Origin of the sequence: Micromonospora sp. NPDC049151 (genome assembly GCF_040648395.1) — a bacterium.
Lineage (GTDB): Bacteria > Actinomycetota > Actinomycetes > Mycobacteriales > Micromonosporaceae > Micromonospora.
This window is the reverse complement of record NZ_JBEZDP010000022.1, coordinates 1-17534: the sequence shown is the minus strand read 5'-3', so window position 1 is coordinate 17534 and position 17534 is coordinate 1. Positions and strand designations below refer to the sequence as shown.

The 17534-nt window shown below is 71.7% G+C and carries 16 protein-coding genes, 2 tRNA genes and 1 pseudogene; 13 read left to right on the top strand and 6 right to left on the bottom strand.

The features are described 5' to 3' along the window. Positions 1-60 precede the first annotated feature (60 nt). Positions 61-3015 carry an Hsp70 family protein gene (locus tag AB0B20_RS22750; protein ID WP_357473206.1) on the bottom strand — a complete coding sequence of 985 codons (2955 nt, stop codon included), beginning with the start codon at positions 3013-3015 and terminating at the stop codon, positions 61-63. A 128-nt stretch (positions 3016-3143) separates the two neighbouring features. Here AB0B20_RS22750 and AB0B20_RS22745 point away from each other — a divergent pair, with 128 nt between their 5' ends. Beyond that, the gene (locus AB0B20_RS22745; RefSeq protein WP_357473202.1) at positions 3144-3791 is read left to right on the top strand and encodes an MOSC domain-containing protein; all 648 of its coding nucleotides are present in this window, start codon (positions 3144-3146) and stop codon (positions 3789-3791) included. A gap of 11 nt (positions 3792-3802) precedes the next feature. On the opposite strand, the gene AB0B20_RS22740 is transcribed toward AB0B20_RS22745, so the two are convergent. After that, the gene (locus AB0B20_RS22740) at positions 3803-4318 is read right to left on the bottom strand and encodes a hypothetical protein (RefSeq protein WP_357473199.1); all 516 of its coding nucleotides are present in this window, start codon (positions 4316-4318) and stop codon (positions 3803-3805) included. 81 nt (positions 4319-4399) lie between these two features. On the opposite strand from AB0B20_RS22740, the gene AB0B20_RS22735 reads away from it, so the two are divergent. From AB0B20_RS22735 to AB0B20_RS22725, 3 genes are all read left to right on the top strand, one after another. Further along, positions 4400-5431, top strand: a complete 1032-nt coding sequence (locus AB0B20_RS22735) for a hypothetical protein (RefSeq protein ID WP_357473196.1) — start codon at positions 4400-4402, stop codon at positions 5429-5431. Between the two features lie 15 nt (positions 5432-5446). Next, a complete protein-coding gene (locus tag AB0B20_RS22730; protein ID WP_357473193.1) occupies positions 5447-5872 on the top strand; it encodes a nucleoside deaminase in 426 nt (141 codons plus the stop codon). A gap of 105 nt (positions 5873-5977) precedes the next feature. Continuing rightward, the gene (locus AB0B20_RS22725) at positions 5978-6748 is read left to right on the top strand and encodes a hypothetical protein (protein ID WP_357473190.1); all 771 of its coding nucleotides are present in this window, start codon (positions 5978-5980) and stop codon (positions 6746-6748) included. Here the strand turns inward: AB0B20_RS22725 and AB0B20_RS22720 are convergent, their stop codons facing one another. Further along, complete coding sequence (locus AB0B20_RS22720) at positions 6749-7204, bottom strand: hypothetical protein (protein WP_357473187.1); 456 nt, start codon at positions 7202-7204, stop codon at positions 6749-6751. It lies immediately after the preceding gene. A 272-nt stretch (positions 7205-7476) separates the two neighbouring features. Between AB0B20_RS22720 and AB0B20_RS22715 the strand changes: the two genes are divergently transcribed. Both AB0B20_RS22715 and AB0B20_RS22710 read left to right on the top strand, forming a co-directional pair. After that, entirely contained in the window at positions 7477-7890 is a 414-nt protein-coding gene (locus AB0B20_RS22715; RefSeq protein ID WP_357473184.1) for a contact-dependent growth inhibition system immunity protein, read from the top strand. A gap of 57 nt (positions 7891-7947) precedes the next feature. Continuing rightward, positions 7948-8403: pseudogene (locus AB0B20_RS22710) on the top strand (macro domain-containing protein); the annotation flags it as partial. A 1069-nt stretch (positions 8404-9472) separates the two neighbouring features. Here AB0B20_RS22710 and AB0B20_RS22705 read toward each other — a convergent pair. Next, a tRNA-Gly gene (locus AB0B20_RS22705) sits at positions 9473-9546 on the bottom strand. Positions 9547-9787: 241 nt separating this feature from the next. On the opposite strand from AB0B20_RS22705, the gene AB0B20_RS22700 reads away from it, so the two are divergent. From AB0B20_RS22700 to clpX, 5 genes are all read left to right on the top strand, one after another. Then, positions 9788-9861 (top strand) — tRNA-Pro (locus tag AB0B20_RS22700). Positions 9862-10010: 149 nt separating this feature from the next. After that, entirely contained in the window at positions 10011-11357 is a 1347-nt protein-coding gene (gene tig / locus AB0B20_RS22695) for a trigger factor (protein ID WP_357386358.1), read from the top strand. Between the two features lie 175 nt (positions 11358-11532). Then, entirely contained in the window at positions 11533-12174 is a 642-nt protein-coding gene (locus AB0B20_RS22690) for an ATP-dependent Clp protease proteolytic subunit (RefSeq protein WP_013288035.1), read from the top strand. A gap of 14 nt (positions 12175-12188) precedes the next feature. Continuing rightward, complete coding sequence (locus AB0B20_RS22685; protein ID WP_013288034.1) at positions 12189-12851, top strand: ATP-dependent Clp protease proteolytic subunit; 663 nt, start codon at positions 12189-12191, stop codon at positions 12849-12851. Positions 12852-13078: 227 nt separating this feature from the next. Further along, a complete protein-coding gene (gene clpX / locus AB0B20_RS22680; protein ID WP_091423211.1) occupies positions 13079-14371 on the top strand; it encodes an ATP-dependent Clp protease ATP-binding subunit ClpX in 1293 nt (430 codons plus the stop codon). A gap of 23 nt (positions 14372-14394) precedes the next feature. Here the strand turns inward: clpX and AB0B20_RS22675 are convergent, their stop codons facing one another. Beyond that, positions 14395-15018, bottom strand: a complete 624-nt coding sequence (locus AB0B20_RS22675; protein ID WP_357473180.1) for an XRE family transcriptional regulator — start codon at positions 15016-15018, stop codon at positions 14395-14397. Positions 15019-15059: 41 nt separating this feature from the next. Between AB0B20_RS22675 and AB0B20_RS22670 the strand changes: the two genes are divergently transcribed. After that, positions 15060-15893: an EamA family transporter gene (locus tag AB0B20_RS22670; protein WP_357473177.1), complete on the top strand. Its 834-nt coding sequence runs from the start codon at positions 15060-15062 to the stop codon at positions 15891-15893. 39 nt (positions 15894-15932) lie between these two features. After that, complete coding sequence (locus AB0B20_RS22665) at positions 15933-16730, top strand: carbon-nitrogen hydrolase family protein (protein WP_357473174.1); 798 nt, start codon at positions 15933-15935, stop codon at positions 16728-16730. A gap of 5 nt (positions 16731-16735) precedes the next feature. Here the strand turns inward: AB0B20_RS22665 and AB0B20_RS22660 are convergent, their stop codons facing one another. Beyond that, positions 16736-16957, bottom strand: a complete 222-nt coding sequence (locus tag AB0B20_RS22660; protein ID WP_357386367.1) for a hypothetical protein — start codon at positions 16955-16957, stop codon at positions 16736-16738. Positions 16958-17534 lie beyond the last annotated feature (577 nt).

The following is a 17534-nucleotide window of genomic DNA, read 5'->3' as shown; positions in this document are numbered from 1 at the left end:
GTCGATCTCTCTGCCGTTCACACCAGCCGAGGCATCGATCGCTGTCAAGCTCACTTCCGGTCAGCCGGCGAACCGGTACAGCTGGAACCCCTTCTCCGCGCCGCACACCAGCATCTCGGTGTTCCACGAGCAGGACGCGCTGCGGATCTGCTTCAGCTGCCCCATCTCGACCGGCTTGCCGTCCACCGCCATGCCGGCGAGGACCCGGTCGTCCTCGAAACTGCTCGGGGCCTTGGAGAAGATCAGCACGTTGCCGGCGTCCAGCCGGACCGCCGACCCGTCCCGTTCCCGCACTGCGGTGCCGTCCGGCGCGAACAGCGTCACCGCGTCCGGCGAGGTCCGCCCGGCCAGCACGTGCTCACCGACCGGCACCAGCGACTCGGCGCGCGGCGCCGGCCACTGCCGGGTGCCCTCACTCTCGGTCGCCGCCACCACCCGGGTGTCGTCGGCGCCGCTGCCGGGAGTCTCCAGCAGGCACACGCGACGTTCCCCGCAGGTGACGAGATCCTTCACCCGGCCGCCCTGCTCCGGCGCCTCGTACAGCACGCTGGGCGTGCCGAGACCGCCCAGGTCGTACGCGAGCAGCCGCAGGCCACGATCGTTCTCCGCCACGTACAGCCGGTCGTCGCGGGCGGCCATCGGATCGTCGAGGCCGGCCATGTTGCCCCGCTCCTTGAGGATCTTCCCGCTGCGCATGTCCAGGACCCGGACCGAGCGGTCCGCGCCGACCTGCACGAGCCGGTCCGCCTTCCCCGCCCACGGCGCGAGCGGCGCGCCCTCGGCGTCGGCGGGGCCGTCCAGTGCCGCGCCGGTGCGTACCGGGACGACCTTCGTGCGCGCGTCGCCGTACTCGGTGCGCGGGTTGCGCCGCTCCCACCGCTGGCGGCCGTCGTCCAGCCGCAGCCCGACCAGGCGTTCGCCGGTGCGATCCAGCCGGACGATCGTGTCGGGCCCGAGGTACAGGGTGTCGTCGCGGCCGACATCGGTCTGCCAGCGCTGCTTGCCGGAGTCGCCGTCGAGCACCGCGAGCACGCGCGGGGTGCCGCTGCCGGTGGCGTCGCCGAGGACGAGCAGCCCGTCGGGCAGCGGCCGGATCCCCGCCCACCGCTGCGCGGCCGCGTCGGTCCGCTTCTCCCAGACCGTCTTCCCGGTGGCCGCCTCGACGGCCGTCACGTGCAGGTGGTCGTCGGGCAGCGAACGGACCAGGTAGGCGCGTTCCCCGAGCGTCGCGGTGAACATCTGGTCCGGCCGCGCGTCACCAACGGACACCGTCCTCACCAGCTCGGCGGTGTGGAAGTCAAGCGCCGGGTGCCGGTCCCGGAACACCCAGAGCAGCACCGCCGCCGCCACGGCGACGACCACGAGACCCGCGCCCAGCGCGACCCACCGGCCGCGCCGTGGCCGGCCGCCGCCGGGCCGGACACCGCCCGGGGCGGGGGAGAAGGGCGCCCCGGGTACGCCGGGACCGGGCCCCGCCGGCGGCCATCCTCCACCGGGCGGGGGCGGCGGCATCCCGGGTACGCCGGGTCCGGCGTGGTGCGCGGCGGGCGCTGCCCCCGGCACGAAACCGGGGGCGCCCGGAGTGCCGTCGTACCTCGGGTGCGGGACCGGACCCCCGGCGAGCGGCGTGCCGTCGTACCTCGTGGGGGACGTCGGTGGGACGGGTCCGTCGGCGACCAGCGTGCCGTGCGGACCGGCGGGCGCCGCGTCCGCTCCGCCGAACGGCGCGGTCGGGTTCGGCCTCGTCGCACCGCCGGGGACCGTCGCCGCGGTGGCGTCCGCAGCCGAACCGGGCGAGGTGGGCGCGGGTTCGGCCGGCTCGGGCCGGGTCGGCGCGGGTGGTGCCGACGCCGGGTGGGCGGGACGGCCGGACCGCCGGGGCAGCGGCAGGTCGGTGAGCGCGCCCTCGGCGACCGGCATCTCCGGCTGTTCCAGCACCGTCGGCGCGATGCCCAGCTCGGCGTGCAGCAGCCGGGCCACGAGCGGCACCCGCGTCGACCCGCCGACCAGGAACAGGCCGGACAGTTGCTCGGGGCGCAGCCCGGCGGCGGCGGTCACCTCCCGGGTCTCCGTCACCGCCCGGGCCAGCAGCGGCGCGGCCAGGCGTTCGAAGTCCTCCCGGGACAGCGGGACCGCCGCCTCCACCCCCGGTACGGCGACCGGCGCCACCATGGCCCGGGAAAGCATCTCCTTGGCGCCGCGCACGTTGTCCCAGAGTTGCTGGCGGTCCCGCCGCTCGGCGGTGCTCGCCGGAGCGGTCAGCCGGGCCCACTCGCGCGGGTGGACCGGGCCGACCAGCTCGCCGAGCCGTCCGAGCAGGGCCGCGTCCAGGTCGAGACCGCCGAGGTCGGGGATCCCGCCGGTGGCGACCAGCTGGAAACCGGAGTCGCCCCACGGGTCGGCGCCCTCGTTGCGCAGCACCGCCACGTCGAGCGTGCCGCCGCCGAAGTCGAACACCGCCACCGAGCCGCCCACCGGCACCGGCCGGCGCAGCACCTGCGTGAAGTAGCGCGCGGCGGCCACCGGCTCGCGCAGCAGGCGGGTGCCGGGCGCGATCGGCCCGGCCAGCGTGTGCTCGGCCGCGGCCGGCCAGCCGGCGAGTTCCAGCGCGTCGTGCAGCACCTGACGGCGGGCCGGAGTCCAGGCCGCCGGGTGGGTGACCACCGCCGGGGGCAGCATCCCGACCGCCGCCACCGCCGCGTCCGCGACCGCGCGCAGCGTCGCGGCCAGCAGCTCCGCCGGCCGGTACGCCCGCCCGCCCAGCTCCACCGTCTCCTCGTCGACCCGGCGCTTCGGGTTCGGCTCGTAGCCGGCCGGGTCGGCCTGGGCCAGGCGCTGCGCGTCCCGCCCGACGTGCAGGTGACCGTCCGCGTCGGCGTGGACGCCGGACGGCAGGATCGGGTGGCCGTCGACGAGCACCGGCCGGGTCCGCCCGTCCGGCCAGCGCAGCACCGCCACGGTGTTCGAGGTGCCGAGGTCCACGCCGAGGGCGAAACCGTCCTGCTGGCCTGCCATCCGCGGCTACCTCCACCACCCGACGAGGATGTCCGGCCCGCATCGTACGCAGGCCGCGCCGCCGCGCCGCCCACCCGGCCCGGGAATGGACTGGCCGGTACGACGCCCGGCCGCATACCGTCACCGTCATGAAGGTGATCTCCGTCAACGTGGGCCGACCGCAACCGAACCCGTGGAAGGGGATCGGGGCCACCGGCATCGACAAGCGGCCCGTGGACGGTCGCGTCGCCGTCACCGCGCCCGGCCCCAAGGGCACCGGCGACGTCGGGCTCGCCGGTGACCGGGTCTACGACGTCGCCCACCACGGCGGCACCGACCAGGCGGTCTACGCGTACGCGCGGGAGGACCTCGACCACTGGGAGGCCGAGCTGGGCCGCCCGCTCGCCGACGGCAGCTTCGGGGAGAACCTGACCACCACCGGGCTGGACGTCAACGGCGCGCGGATCGGCGAGCGGTGGCGGATCGGGCCGGACCTGGTGCTGGAGGTCTCCTGCCCGCGCATCCCCTGTGGCACGTTCCAGGGGTGGCTGGGCGAACGCGGCTGGATCAAGCGGTTCACCCAGGAGGTACGGCCCGGGGCGTACCTGCGGGTGATCACGCCGGGCAGCGTCGGCGCCGGGGACCCGGTCGAGATCGTGCACCGGCCCGACCACGACGTGACTGTGGCGCTGGTGTTCCGGGCCACGATGCTGGAGCCGGAGCTGCTGCCCCGGCTGCTGGTGGCCGACGCGCTGCCCGCGGAGGACATGGCGCAGCTCCGCCGCCGCCTGTCCTGACCGGGGGACGGTCAGGGGCGTCCGCCTCCGGCCCGCCGCCTGGCCGCCACCACCAGCCCGGCGGCGAGTACCGCCACTGTCGCGCCGCCGACGATCCACCAGGGGCCGGGGACGTGCCGTGCCGCGACCTGCGTCCGCTCCGCCGAGGCGGCGGACGGGGTGGCGGCGAGCGCCGGGGCCGAGATCTCGCGGATCCCGGCGCACAGCCCGGTGGCACCGGCGGACGAGTTCACTCGGTACCGCGCGCCGACGCGGAAGCCGTAGCCGCAACTCTCCTCGCTGCGCGACACCTTCAGGCCGAGCGTGTTGCCGACCCCGGCGCCGCCCTTCTCGACGGAGTCGACGGTGATCCGGACCCCGCGGTCGGTCACCTCCGAGACGGTGCCGACGACGATGCTGTCCGCCCGCTCGTCCCGCTCGGTCGTGGACAGGGCGCACGAGCAGGCCCACGCGGGTTCGGCGGGTGACATGACCACGACCAGGCCGAGCGCGGCCAGGGCGACGACGAGCAGGGCACGAAGTCTCATGGCCGCTTCGACGCCGCCGGACACCAGTCGGTTCCGCGCCCGCTTGACGTCAACCGGACTTCAGGTCGGACGCTTGCGGGCGTGCTGAACTCCGTACTCGACGAGGCGTACGAGCGTGTACGCCACACCGGTCCCGAGCGCGACGGGTGGCTGTCCAACCACGTGCCGATGGCGGCGGAGGCCCTGGTGCGCCACGGCCACGGGCGGGCCGTGCATCGCTGGATCGACGCGTACGCCGACCGGCTGGAGGAACGCCCGCGCGGGATCCGGCGCATCGCCGCCGACGAGTGGCGCGACCCGCTCGGCGACCCGGTGCGTACCGGCGACTGGCTCGACCTCTTCGACCGCGAGCTGGCCGGCGAGCCGTGGCGCGACGTGCTGGCCCGGTGGTGGCCGCGCCTGCTGCCGGGCATCGCCGCCGGCGCCACCCACGGCGTCATCCGCGTCGGCCACGCCGTGCGCGCGCTGCTCGACGCCGAGACCGCACCGCGCGTGGCCGAACTCGGCCAGGGGCTCGCCTACTGGGCCGCCCGCTGGCAGCCGCTCGCCCCGCCCGGCGGCGGGCCGTACCCCGGAACCGACGCCCGGTCCGCGCTCGACGCCGTGCCGCGCGTACCCGATCAGCGGTTCGGCATCCGGTCCCGCCTGGCGCAGCTGGCCGACCTGGACCGGTGGCCGGCCGCCGCGGCGGCCGTGCCCGGCGACGCCGCCGACGACGTGCCCACCCGGCTCGCCGCTGTCGTCGACGCCGCGGTGGTCCGGCACGGCACGCACGGGTACGCCAGTCCCGTGATGCTCGTGCACGCCGCCACCGCGCCGAACGCCGTCCTGCGTACCCTGCCGGCCCTGCCACCGGCGGTGTGGCCCCCGAGCCTGGCCGCCGCCTGGGCGGCGACCGCCGCCGTCACCGCGGCCTACGCCCCGGCCGAGGCCCGTTCCCTCCCGCCGGCCGCCGGGCCGGAACTCGACGAGGCCGTGGCGCGGGCGCTGGACACCGGGGACGCGCACGCGATCAAATTCGTCGACACCGTGAGCGATGCGTACGCCCGCAGCGCCGACCCGGCCCTGCTCGCCGTCGCCGCCCGATCCGTCGAGCAGATCGCCGCCGACTGAACACGTGGAGGGCCGATGACACCCGACGACGAAGCGTTCCTGCGCCGCGCCGTGGAACTCGCCGACCGGGCCGGCGCGTCCGGCGAGCGGCCGTTCGCGTCGCTGCTCGTCGGCGCGGACGGCACCGTCCTGATCGAGGACCACAACACGGTGGTCTCCGACCGGGACGTCACCGCCCATCCGGAGCTGAAACTGGCCCGCTGGGCCGCCCGACAGCTCGCCCCCGAGGCGGCGGTCGCCACCACCATGTACACCAGCTGCCAGCCCTGCCCGATGTGCACCGTGGCGATCAACGCGTCCGGCCTCGGCCGGGTCGTGTACGCGTTGTCCACCGAACAGTTCGAGCAGGTCAAGCCTTCGACTTCGGCGCCGCGTCCGGTGCGGTACGACGGGCCGGCGCTGTTCGACGAGGCACGCCGGCCGATCGAGAACCACTACTAGGCACATCGGCGCTTCTCCGCCTGAGCGCCGAGATCGCCTTCGCGCGGGCACCGCGGACGGTGTGCGACGCCTACGCTGTGCCGCACGGTGACAGGGGGTGGGCCGGTGGGGCGTCGGCCGGGGTACGTCGCGATGGCGCTGCTCGGCGCGCTGCTGTTCGGTACGGCCGGCCTGGCCCTCGGGTCCTGGTACGGCGGCCGGGGCACCGAGCCGCTGAGCGCCGAGGCAACTCGGAGCGCGCCCGGCGAACTGCTTCCCGGTGTCGAGCCGAGCGGCGCGACGACAGTGCAGGGCTACCGGTACGGCGTCTGGCTGGCCGCCGACGACGTCGGCGGGAGCCGGATCGAGTTCCAGTACGGCGACGGCGCCGACTGCGCGCTGTCCGAGCTGATGCGGCGGGCCGCCGAGAGGCGCGGATGGCGGGAAATCCGTCGGGTGCCGGGCGCCTCGTGCGACGGCTGGCGGGCCGAGCGAGACGGGATGACGGTCACGCTCACCCATCCGGCGCACGGGTCGAGGCTGAGCATCACACAGTCCGCCCCCGCAGGGTTCCGAGCCGCCACGATCACCGGCACCCTGCTCGGCGCCGTCGCCGGTGCGGTGCTGTTCCGGGTGGTGGCGCGGAGTCGTCGGCCCGTACCCCTGCTGGTCGGCACCCTGGTGACCGTCGCCCTGTTCCCGGGGGCCGCCCTCACCTGGACGGACCTGGCCGCGAATCGGCTCGCCGAGCCGGTGTGGCCCGTCTGGCGCGGGCTCGCTCCCGTGCTGGTGCCGCTCTGGCTCGTGCTCCTTCTGATCGGCGTGATCGTCCTCGCGAGGCGACGGGATCCGGCCGTGCCCGTCACCGATCCGGTCGCTACTGGTCATGCGGGCTGATCAGTGGACGCCCGACTCGTCGTACGGCACGCAGTCCCACAGGGTGTTCGCACGCTCGCGGACGACCGCGAACACCGGCCGGGACAGCACTACGTCGCCCGCCCGCTGGACGCGCACGACGATCCCCAGTTCGTCGGAGGCCGGATCGCCTTCCGGGGCGTACTGCGACGCGATGCCGCGCGCCAGCACGTAGCTCAGGAACTGCTCCTCCAGCCGGGACGGCACACGTCCGACCAGCCTGATTCCGTCCAGCGTCACCTGTGGGCCGTACCGCGCATCGACGACCACGCAGAACAGGCCCTCCGAGCTGCCGAAATAAGCCGTGACCGCCGTGGCATGGGCAGGGACGCACGCGTTGCGGAACTCCGCCTTCTTCGGCTGGTGAAAGTCGTGTTGTGCGACGGAGACCGATGCAGCGAACCCGGGTAGCGCCTCGACGGCCTCGTCGTGGCTCATGCCGAACCGCAGAGGTCCCACGCTGACCGACGGCGTGTACGTCCACTGCTCTCGCTCTGCCTCGGTCAGGACATGCCAGGGGCTGGTCATAAGTCAGCCACTCCCATCTCGTTCGTGGCCGCGGGGTTTGTACTCGGCCTGGCTCTCCGCCAGCGGGTGCCGATGAGCCTTCGGTTGCTCGCCCATTCTCCGGACGGCTGCGTTGCGCCGAAGCCCGGAAGCGGCCCTGGGAACTAGAACGTGATCCCAGGGTGCGGGCTAGCCTGACCGCCGTGACGTCGATCGAGCAGCTTGAACGGGACGTCTGGCCGGACCCCGGCCCGGAGGCCACGTCTCTCGTGAGGCGCTGCGTGGAGCTACGACGCAAACCGTTGGCTGAGTTCACTGTCGAAGACCTGCGCATCATGCTCGGGCAGGAAATCGGCGTTCCTGCTCTGCTGCCTCTCGCGTTGCAGGTCCTGCTGCGCGATCCGTTGGCGGAGGGCGACTACTACCCGGGTGACCTGCTCGCCAACGTGCTGCGGCTCCCCGAGCCGGCGTGGTCGGGCCTGCGAGCCGAACGGGAGCGGCTGCGATCCGTTCTGGCCGAACTCGTCGCCGGTCGCCCGTTCTCCGACCCGGACCCTGAACCTCGCGAGCCGGACCGGCACCTGCGCGACGCCGTCGTGGGGTTCCTCGGTCGATGAGAGCGGCGGAGATCATCTGCCGCGGAGGTGCTCTGGTGGCATCATCGATCCGTGCCTGTGATCGAAGTTGTCCTCGGTGACATCACCCGAGAGGACGTCGATGCCGTCGTTACCGCGGCGAATGAGTCGCTGCTGGGTGGCGGCGGTGTGGACGGGGCGATTCATCGTGCAGCCGGACCGCGGCTGGCCCGGGCGGGTGCCGCGCTGGCACCGTGCGATCCGGGCGATGCGGTCGCCACGCCGGCGTTCGATCTGGACCCACCGGTACGCCATGTCATTCACACCGTCGGCCCGGTGTGGGAAGGCGGCGGCTACGGTGAGGCCGACGTCCTGGCGTCCTGCTACCGACGCAGCCTCGAGGTTGCCGATGAGCTCGCCGCTCGCCGCGTCGCTTTCCCCGCCATCGCTACTGGTGTCTACGGGTTTCCGGGGGACCAGGCAGCGGAGATCGCAATCTCGACCCTCAGAGCGACACCGACGAACGTCGAGCACGTCCGCCTGGTCGCCTTCGACCAGGCCACGTACGAGCTGCTGGTTTCGGCGCTTGAGGGGCCCGGCCGTCGAGTTCGTGAGGCGGGTCCTCGCCGGCGGCCAGAGCAGCTGACGGCCACGGATGGCCCGAGCGGGGGAGCCGCCGACGATCGGGGCCGGAGGCCGTGGAGCGGGCGACGGGAATCGAACCCCACGGTTACCGGCCCGCAGATGGCCCATGCCGGCGTTCGGGCTGGAAGAAGGTCACGGACGGCTGGTCGTCTGGCGATCGCATGGTTCACTTCGGGCATGACGTGGCGAAGGACCGGGCTGGTGTTGGCGGTCGTCCTGGCGGCGGTGGCCTTCGTCGGCTGGCGCTGGTGGCACAACCACCCGCCGTACGGCCCGGAAGCGCTGGTCATCAAGTCCTCACTTCAGTTCGTCAGCGACGAGGAGGCTCAGGCCGCGCTCGGCGAGAAGGTATACGCCCCGGTGTCCAACGGACGCGACCAGTTGGTGCTCGGGCGGGTTTCTTGGCAGACCCCGCCCAAGCCACTCGATGGCGGATACTTCGCGATCTTTCTCATTGACAAGCGCACCAACCTCAAGCCGGGACGCTTCAGCGCGTCGTCACCGCTGCAGGAGGCCGTCGGCTTCGGGAGCGCCGGAGTCGAGAACAAGATCCCCGAGCGCTATCCCTGGCTACGGGGCGCAGGCGATGTCAAAGAGGGAAACACCTGGTGGACCTACGGCTCCAGACTGGCTGTGTCCGACGGGAACGCTTCGCCGCTGACGTTCGTCGCGCTCTTTCCGCATGTGGAGGGGCCGCTACGGACGGTGGTCCACGTGCCCACCGCCCCGGTTGCCATTTCGGACCTGCTGTTGGCCCTGGTTCATATGGGGCCGGACGGGCAGGTGTACTGGGCGCAACGGCTCCAAGGGTAGATGGCGGATCTCCCCGTCGGGCAGTCGTGGACCGTCCGGAGAAGCTGATGGCCCTTGTGGCGCGCCGCGCGACGCCCTGGTCTTCACCGGCGACAAGGGCGCGCTGCTGGGATTTCCGGCCGGCCCAGGATCGGGGATGCAGCCCCTGACCGGGGCCGGAGGCTGTTGGAGCGGGCGACGGGAATCGAACCCGCACCGTCAGTTTGGAAGACTGAAGCTCTGCCATTGAGCTACGCCCGCGAGCGCCCCACCACAGCAGGGCGCGCCGACAGCGTACCGAATCACCCCCGCCGCCGTGCAGCGCGTACCCCGCGCACGCCGCCGACCGTCAAGATCCACACAACTTCGGCGAGGTGGCGCCTTCCTACGCCCCGGACCCAGCCACTTCCCCGAAGTGGCGCCCGACGCCACCCCGGCGCCACCCCGACGCCACCCGGTCACCCGCGCGGGCGGCCGGACGGCATACACTCTTCGTCGCCACCGGGGTGTGGCGCAGCTTGGTAGCGCACTCGCTTTGGGAGCGAGGGGCCGTGGGTTCAAATCCCGCCACCCCGACTGTCGTTCGCGACCGGATCGTCCCGGGAACCGCCGGTTTTTTCCGCGCGGTGCCCGGGCACTGCCGATGCCGTCGGCCGGCTCGCCTACACTCGATGCGCGCAATCACGCCCCAGAACCAACACCCAGATCCGTCAAGGAGTACGCCTGTGAAGAGCACCGTCGAGACTCTGAGCCCGACGCGCGTGCGGCTCGCCATCGAGGTGCCGTTCGTCGAGCTCGAGCCGAGCCTCAAGAAGGCGTACCGGGAGATCGGCCAGCAGGTCCAGGTTCCCGGCTTCCGCCGGGGCAAGATCCCGGCCGCCGTGATCGACCAGCGGGTGGGCCGGGGGACCGTCCTCAACGAGGCGATCCAGGAGGCCATCCCGCAGAACATCCTCGCCGCGGTCCGGGAGCACGACCTGAAGACGCTCGGCCGTCCCGAGGTCGACATCACGGAGTTCAACGACGGCGACTCGCTCAACTTCACCGCCGAGGTGGACGTCCGGCCGGAGATCACCCTGCCGGACCCGGCCACCATCGAGGTCACCGTCGACGAGATCGAGATCGCCGACAGCGAGATCGACGAGCAGATCAACAGCCTGCGCGAGCGCTTCGCCACGCTGAAGACCGTCGAGCGGGCCGCCCAGGAGGGCGACTTCGTGCAGATCGACCTGAACGCCACCGTTGACGGCGAGGAGGTTCCGGGCGGCTCGGCGAGCAACATCTCGCACGAGGTGGGCAGCAAGCAGCTCCTGCCGGGTCTGGACGAGGCGCTTGTCGGCCTGGCCGCAGGCGACGACACCACCTTCACCACGCAGCTCGTCGGCGGCGACTACGCTGGCCGCGACGCCGATGTGGCGGTGACCGTCCGCACGGTCAAGGAGAAGGAGCTCCCCGAGCTCAACGACGACTTCGCGCAGATGGCCAGCGAGTTCGACACGATCGACGAGCTGCGCGGCGACCTGCGTGAGCGGGTCACCCGGGGCAAGCAGGTCGAGCAGATCTACGCCGCCCGTGACAAGGCCCTGGAGCAGATGGTGGCCGCCGCCGAGGTGCCGGCGCCCGAGGGCGTCGTCAAGGAGGAGGTCGAGAGCCGCAAGGCCGCGATGGTCGACCAGCTCGAGCGCATCGGCGCCTCCCTGGAGGAATACCTCGCGGCGGAGGAGAAGACCGAGGAGCAGATCGACACCGAGTTGACCGAGGCGGCGACCGACGGCGTCAAGATCCAGCTCCTGCTGGACACCCTGGCCGACGCCGAGGACGTGCAGGTCTCCGACGACGAGTTCGGTCACGAGATCGTGCACCGGGCGCAGCGCGCCGGCATGGCCCCGCAGCAGTACTACGACCAGCTGGTCCGCTCCGGCGCCGCCGCGGCCGTCTTCGGCGACGTCCGCCGGGGCAAGGCGCTCGCCGCGGTGATGGAGAAGATCAAGATCAAGGACTCGGCGGGCAACGAGGTCTCCCTCGACGCCCTGCGGGCCCAGAACGAGGCCGAGCACGACCACCAGCACTGATCATCGGGGGTGTCGGCCGCCGTCCCGCGCTGCGCGCCGGGAGGCGGCCGAAACCCTTTCCGGGGTACGCCGTGCGGGTGACTGCGCTGAGAGCGAACAGTGCCCCGACCGGGAGTACGCCCCCCGGCTGAGCGGTTAGTGTCGGGTAGGACGGTACGGAGAGCGAAGGGCTGCCATGACCGACATGCACATCCCCAAGAAGTCGCTCCGGGTGAACGAGGCCCGCGGTGGCGACTCCATTGGCAACCTCGACGACTCGGTCTACAACCGGTTGCTCAAGGAACGGATCATCTTCCTGGGCAGTGAGGTGAACGACCAGGTGGCCAACCGCATCTGCGCGCAGCTCCTGCTGCTCGCCGCGGAGGACCCGGACCGCGACATCTTCCTCTGGATCAACTCGCCGGGTGGCTCGGTCTACTCCGGCATGGCGATCTACGACACCATGCAGTACATCGACAACGACGTCTCGACCGTGGCGATGGGCATGGCGGCCTCCATGGGCCAGCTCCTGCTCTGTGCGGGCACCAAGGGCAAGCGGTACGCCCTGCCGCACGCGCGGATCATGATGCACCAGCCGTCGGGCGGCCTCGGCGGCACCGCGTCGGACATCGCGATCCAGGCCGAGCAGATGCTCTACACCAAGCGGATGTTCCAGGAGCGGGTCGCGTTCCACACCGGCCAGTCCCAGGCGCAGATCGAGGCGGACTCGGACCGTGACCGTTGGTTCACCGCCCAGGAGGCCATGGACTACGGCTTCATCGACAAGGTGATCATCGGGGCCGCGCAGGTTCCGGATGGCGCCGGGACCCTGAGCTGACCGAGGAGCTGACGATGACCGACCTGAGCCTGCCGCCCCAGTTCGCGGCCGTGCACAACCGCTACGTCCTGCCGTCGTTCGTCGAGCGCACGTCGTACGGGATGAAGGAGTCCAACCCGTACAACAAGCTCTTCGAGGACCGGATCATCTTCCTCGGCGTCCAGGTGGACGACGCGTCGGCGAACGACGTGATGGCCCAGCTGCTGACGCTGGAGGGCACCGACCCGGACCGCGACATCATCATGTACATCAACTCGCCCGGCGGCTCCTTCACCGCCATGACGGCGATCTACGACACCATGCAGTACGTCCGCCCGGACATCCAGACCGTCTGCCTCGGGCAGGCGGCGAGCGCGGCGGCGGTGCTGCTCTCCGCGGGCACCCCGGGTAAGCGGATGGCGCTGCCCAACTCCCGGATCATCATCCACCAGCCGGCCACCGAGGGCGGTTACGGCCAGGGCTCGGACATCGAGATCCAGGCGCGGGAGATCCTCCGGATGCGGACGCAGCTGGAGGACATGCTGTCCCGCCACTGCAATCGCCCGATCGAGCAGGTCCGCAAGGACATCGACCGTGACAAGATCATGACGGCCGAGGAGTCCAAGGAGTACGGGCTGGTCGACACGATTCTGACCAGCCGCAAGAAGGGTCTGCTGGCGTCGCACGCCGCAGGCTGATCAAGGTGTGGTCGGAGGTCGATCGGGGTATCGTTCCCGGTCGACCTCTGACACACCCGTTTTGGGGGTCGGAGAAAACCCGGCCACCGGGTAACGTCGGGTCTGTACCGCTCCGCCGGTCGGATCGGGTGGACTCGACAGCATGGTGGGACGACAGGACGGACGGGCGCTCCGGCGCTCGCAGGTCAGGGCCGGCGTTCCGGCCGATGAGTGCAGGGAGAACGTAGGTGGCACGGATCGGTGACGGCGGCGACCTACTGAAGTGCTCCTTCTGCGGCAAGTCGCAGAAGCAGGTCAAGAAGCTCATCGCGGGCCCCGGTGTCTACATCTGCGACGAGTGCATCGATCTCTGCAACGAGATCATCGAAGAGGAGCTGGCCGAGTCCGGCGAGGTGAAGTGGGAAGAGCTTCCCAAGCCGATGGAGATCTGCCAGTTCCTCGACAACTACGTCGTCGGTCAGGAGCAGGCCAAGAAGGCGCTCGCCGTAGCGGTCTACAACCACTACAAGCGGATCCAGGCGGAGGCCGCGGGTGCCCCGGGTTCCGGCACCGACGGTGTCGAGCTGGCCAAGTCCAACATCCTGCTGCTCGGCCCGACCGGCTGCGGCAAGACCCACCTGGCGCAGACGCTCGCCCGGATGCTCAACGTCCCGTTCGCGATCGCCGACGCCACCGCGCTCACCGAGGCGGGCTACGTCGGTGAGGACGTCGAGAACATCCTGCTGAAGCTCATCCAGGCCGCCGACTACGACATCAAGCGCGCCGAGACGGGCATCATCTACATCGACGAGGTCGACAAGATCGCCCGCAAGTCGGAGAACCCGTCGATCACCCGGGACGTCTCCGGCGAGGGCGTGCAGCAGGCGCTGCTGAAGATGCTCGAAGGCACTGTGGCCAACGTGCCGCCGCAGGGCGGGCGCAAACATCCGCACCAGGAGTTCATCCAGATCGACACCACGAACGTGCTGTTCATCTGCGGTGGCGCGTTCGCCGGGCTGGATCAGATCATCGAGGCCCGCACCGGCTCCGGCGGCACCGGCTTCGGCGCCCGGCTGCGGTCGGTCTCCGAGCGGTCGACCGACGACATCTTCAGCCAGGTCATGCCGGAGGACATGCTGAAGTTCGGGCTGATCCCCGAGTTCATCGGCCGGCTTCCGGTGATCACCAACGTGCGCAGCCTCGACCGCAGCGCCCTGGTACGCATCCTCACCGAGCCGCGCAACGCGCTGGTCCGGCAGTACCAGCGCCTGTTCGAGCTGGACGGCGTCGAGCTGGAGTTCGAGCCGCCCGCGCTGGAGGCCATCGCCGACCAGGCCATGCTCCGCGGCACCGGCGCCCGGGGCCTGCGGGCGATCATGGAAGAGGTCCTCCTCTCCGTGATGTACGAGGTGCCGAGCAACCCCGACGCCGCCCGGGTGCTGATCACCCGCGAGGTCGTCCTGGAGAACGTCAACCCGACGATCGTGCCCCGCGAGTTCACCGGCCGGCGCCGGCGGGACCGCGAGGAGAAGTCGGCCTGACCGCCGTCGTGACCGTGCCCGGGTCAGCCCGGGCGCGGTCCGCGTGAACGGGCCCGCCGATCCCACTCGCCCGACGGGGTCACCACCACCATCATCAGGCGTACCGGCTCGTCTCCGTCCGTGCGGTAGCCGTGCTCCCGGTCGGCGTGGAACTCGACCGTCTCGCCGGCGCGTACCTCGTGGTCGACGCCGTCGACCGTGACGGTCGCGGTGCCGTCGAGGACGTGCAGGATCTCCCGCGTGCCGTGGGCGTGGTCGGGGGAGCGCAGCTCCTCGCCGGGCTCGATCCGCCACTCCCAGAGCTCGACCAGGCCGGGCTCGCCGAGACCACTGAGCAGGCGGGCGACTCCGCCGTTGGGCCCGCGCCACAGCACCGGCGCCTCGTCCACCGCGCTGACCCGTGCGGTGCTCTGTTCGGCCGGCTCCAGCAGCCGGGCGATGCTCACGCCGAATGCGTCGGCGACCCGGCAGAGCGTGCCGATGCTCGGGTTGGTGCGGGCGCCCTCGATCTGCACGAGCATGCCCTTGCTGACGCCGGACCGGCCGGCCAGTTCCTCGAAGGACCAGCCGCGGGCCGCTCGCAACTCACGTACCTGGCCGGCGACCGCGGAGGTCACCGAGCCCACCCGTCCGCTAGCGTCGGTCATCACACTGTCCTTCATGGTCACTATTGTGGTACGACTTCCGGGTGCTTCCCGTTGTCTTCGCCGCCGTGTCCGCGGTCACCTTCGGCACCGCCGACTTCTGCGGCGGCAAGGCGTCCCAACGCGCCGACCCGATCGCCGTCACCGTCGTGTCACAGATCCTCAGTCTCCCACTGCTGGTGGTGCTCGTTCTCGTCGTGCCCGGCACCCCGAGCCCGCTCGACCTGGGGTGGGGTCTGCTCGCCGGGATTGCCGGCGCGGGCGGCGTCATCCTGCTCTACCGCGCACTGGCCACCGGCGTCATGGCCGTCGTCGCGCCGGTCACCGCGATCACCGCGGCGATCGTGCCGATCGTCGCCGGCCTGGCCCTCGCCCACTCCCCGGGCGCTGTCGCGCTCAGCGGCGCCGGGCTCGCAGTGGTCGCCATCGGGCTCGTCAGCATGGGGGAGCGTGGTGCCGCGCGCCGCGTCTCCGGCCGCGTCCTGACCATGGCACTCGCCGCGGGGCTGCTCTTCGGAGTCTTCTTCGCGCTGCTCGGCCAGGCCGACGAGAGCGCCGGCATGTGGCCGGTGCTCGCCATACGCTTCAGCTCCGTGACGTTCGGCCTCGCGCTCGCCGCCCGAACCGGCACGCGCCTGCGCCTGGGGCGGTGGGTGTTCGGCTGGACAGTGGCCGCCGGCCTGCTCGACGCGGCCGCCAACGCGTTCTTCCTCGCCGCCGCGGGACGGGGACATCTGAGCGTGGTGTCCGCCATCGCCTCGCTCTACCCGGCGAGCACCGTCCTGCTCGCGCTCGTCATCGACCGGGAACGGCTGCGGCCGGTGCAGCTGGCCGGGCTCGGCTTCGCCGCCGCCGCGCTCGTGCTGTCCAGCGTCTGAGCCCTGTCGTACGCCTGCTTCCGCCCGTACCCTCGGGTCATGCGTGTCGCCGTCTGCCAGCTCAACGCCCGCGACGACCGGGCGGCGAACCTCGCCGCCGCCGAGGCCCTGCTGGTCAGGGCCGCGGCGGCCGGCGCGGATCTCGCCCTCCTTCCGGAGTACGTCGACTACCTCGGTCACGCCGACGGGATGCCGCCGGCCGAGCCGGTCGACGGCACGGTGGGGCGGTTCTTCGCCGAGGCCGCCCGCCGCCTGGGCATGTGGGTGATCGCGGGCTCGTTCCACGAGGCCGGTCCGGACCCGGCGCACACCTGGAACACCTCCCTGGTCTTCGACCGCGAGGGCGCGCTCGCCGCCGCGTACCGGAAGATCCATCTGTACGACGTGGAGATCCCCGGTCGCGTCTCCTACCGGGAGTCGGCAACCGTCGCGCCCGGCGAGAAGCCCGTGGTGGTCGACGTCGAGGGTCTTCGGGTGGGCCTGTCCATCTGTTACGACCTGCGGTTCCCCGAGTTGTACCGCCAGCTTGCCGTCGACGGCGGCGCCGAACTGCTCGTCGTGCCGGCGGCGTTCATGATGCACACCGGGCGGGACCACTGGGAGGTGCTGCTTCGCGCGCGGGCGATCGAGAACCAGTGCTTCGTGGCGGCGGCCGGACAGACAGGCGACCACGACCCGGGCCGGACCTGCTTCGGCCGCAGCATGGTGGTCGACCCGTGGGGGACGGTCCTGAGCCAGGTCGCCGACGGTCCCGGGCTGGCGGTCACCGAGTTGGACCTGGAGCGGCTGCGGACGATCCGCAGCGAGCTGCCCAGCCTGGCCAACCGCCGGCTCTGACCCGGTCAGCCGCCCAGGAGCAGACCCAGGGCGGCGATCCCGGCGATCGCCGCCGCCGTGACCAGCAGGGCGGTGGTCATCCGGGAGGGGCCGCGCCGGGCCAGGCGTCTGACCGACAGCACCAGTACGGCGAGCACGACGGCCCCGATCACCAGTTGCCAGAACGGCAGCAGGAGCCCGAGGAGAGCATCCTCGGCGACGGCCGGGACCGGGGACGGATCATCCATGCCGACCACTCTGGCACGGCACCGCTCCGGGCGACCCCCTTCGACCGCGGCTTATCGCGGAAACGGTCGCGTCCCGGCCAACGACGATCATTGATTTGCCTTCGGCGGCGCGTCCGCGTAACTTTCTCTCTGCACGCGGGAGGCCGGGCAAACCGGCCGAGAACGGGCGCCAGGCTGGTGGCGGTGACGCCGAGCCAGACTGAGATTCGGGCGGTGCTCGAAGCTCCGGGAGACGGAGTTGCGAACGCGAAGCCGACCGGGTAGAGTTCGAAAGCCGGCAGGGAGCCGGGCGGGTGGTCGCGGAAGCGGCGCCGGCCGGTCCGCCGAAACTCACGACAGCAACGACCGCCGGAAACGGCGAGCGTCAGCGTGGGTCTGGTCGAGCCAAGTTGATCACCTAAAACACGAGGTTGACGACGAAAGCAAGACCGAGTAGGTTGGAGAGGTTGCCCCAAACGGGGATTCCGCTGATGCGGGGTTTCTGGTTGGTGTGTGGTTGTTCTTTGAGAACTCAACAGGGTGCTTGTAAAGCCAGTGCCAATTGTTTTATACCCCGGACTGGTCAGGCTGTTGTCTG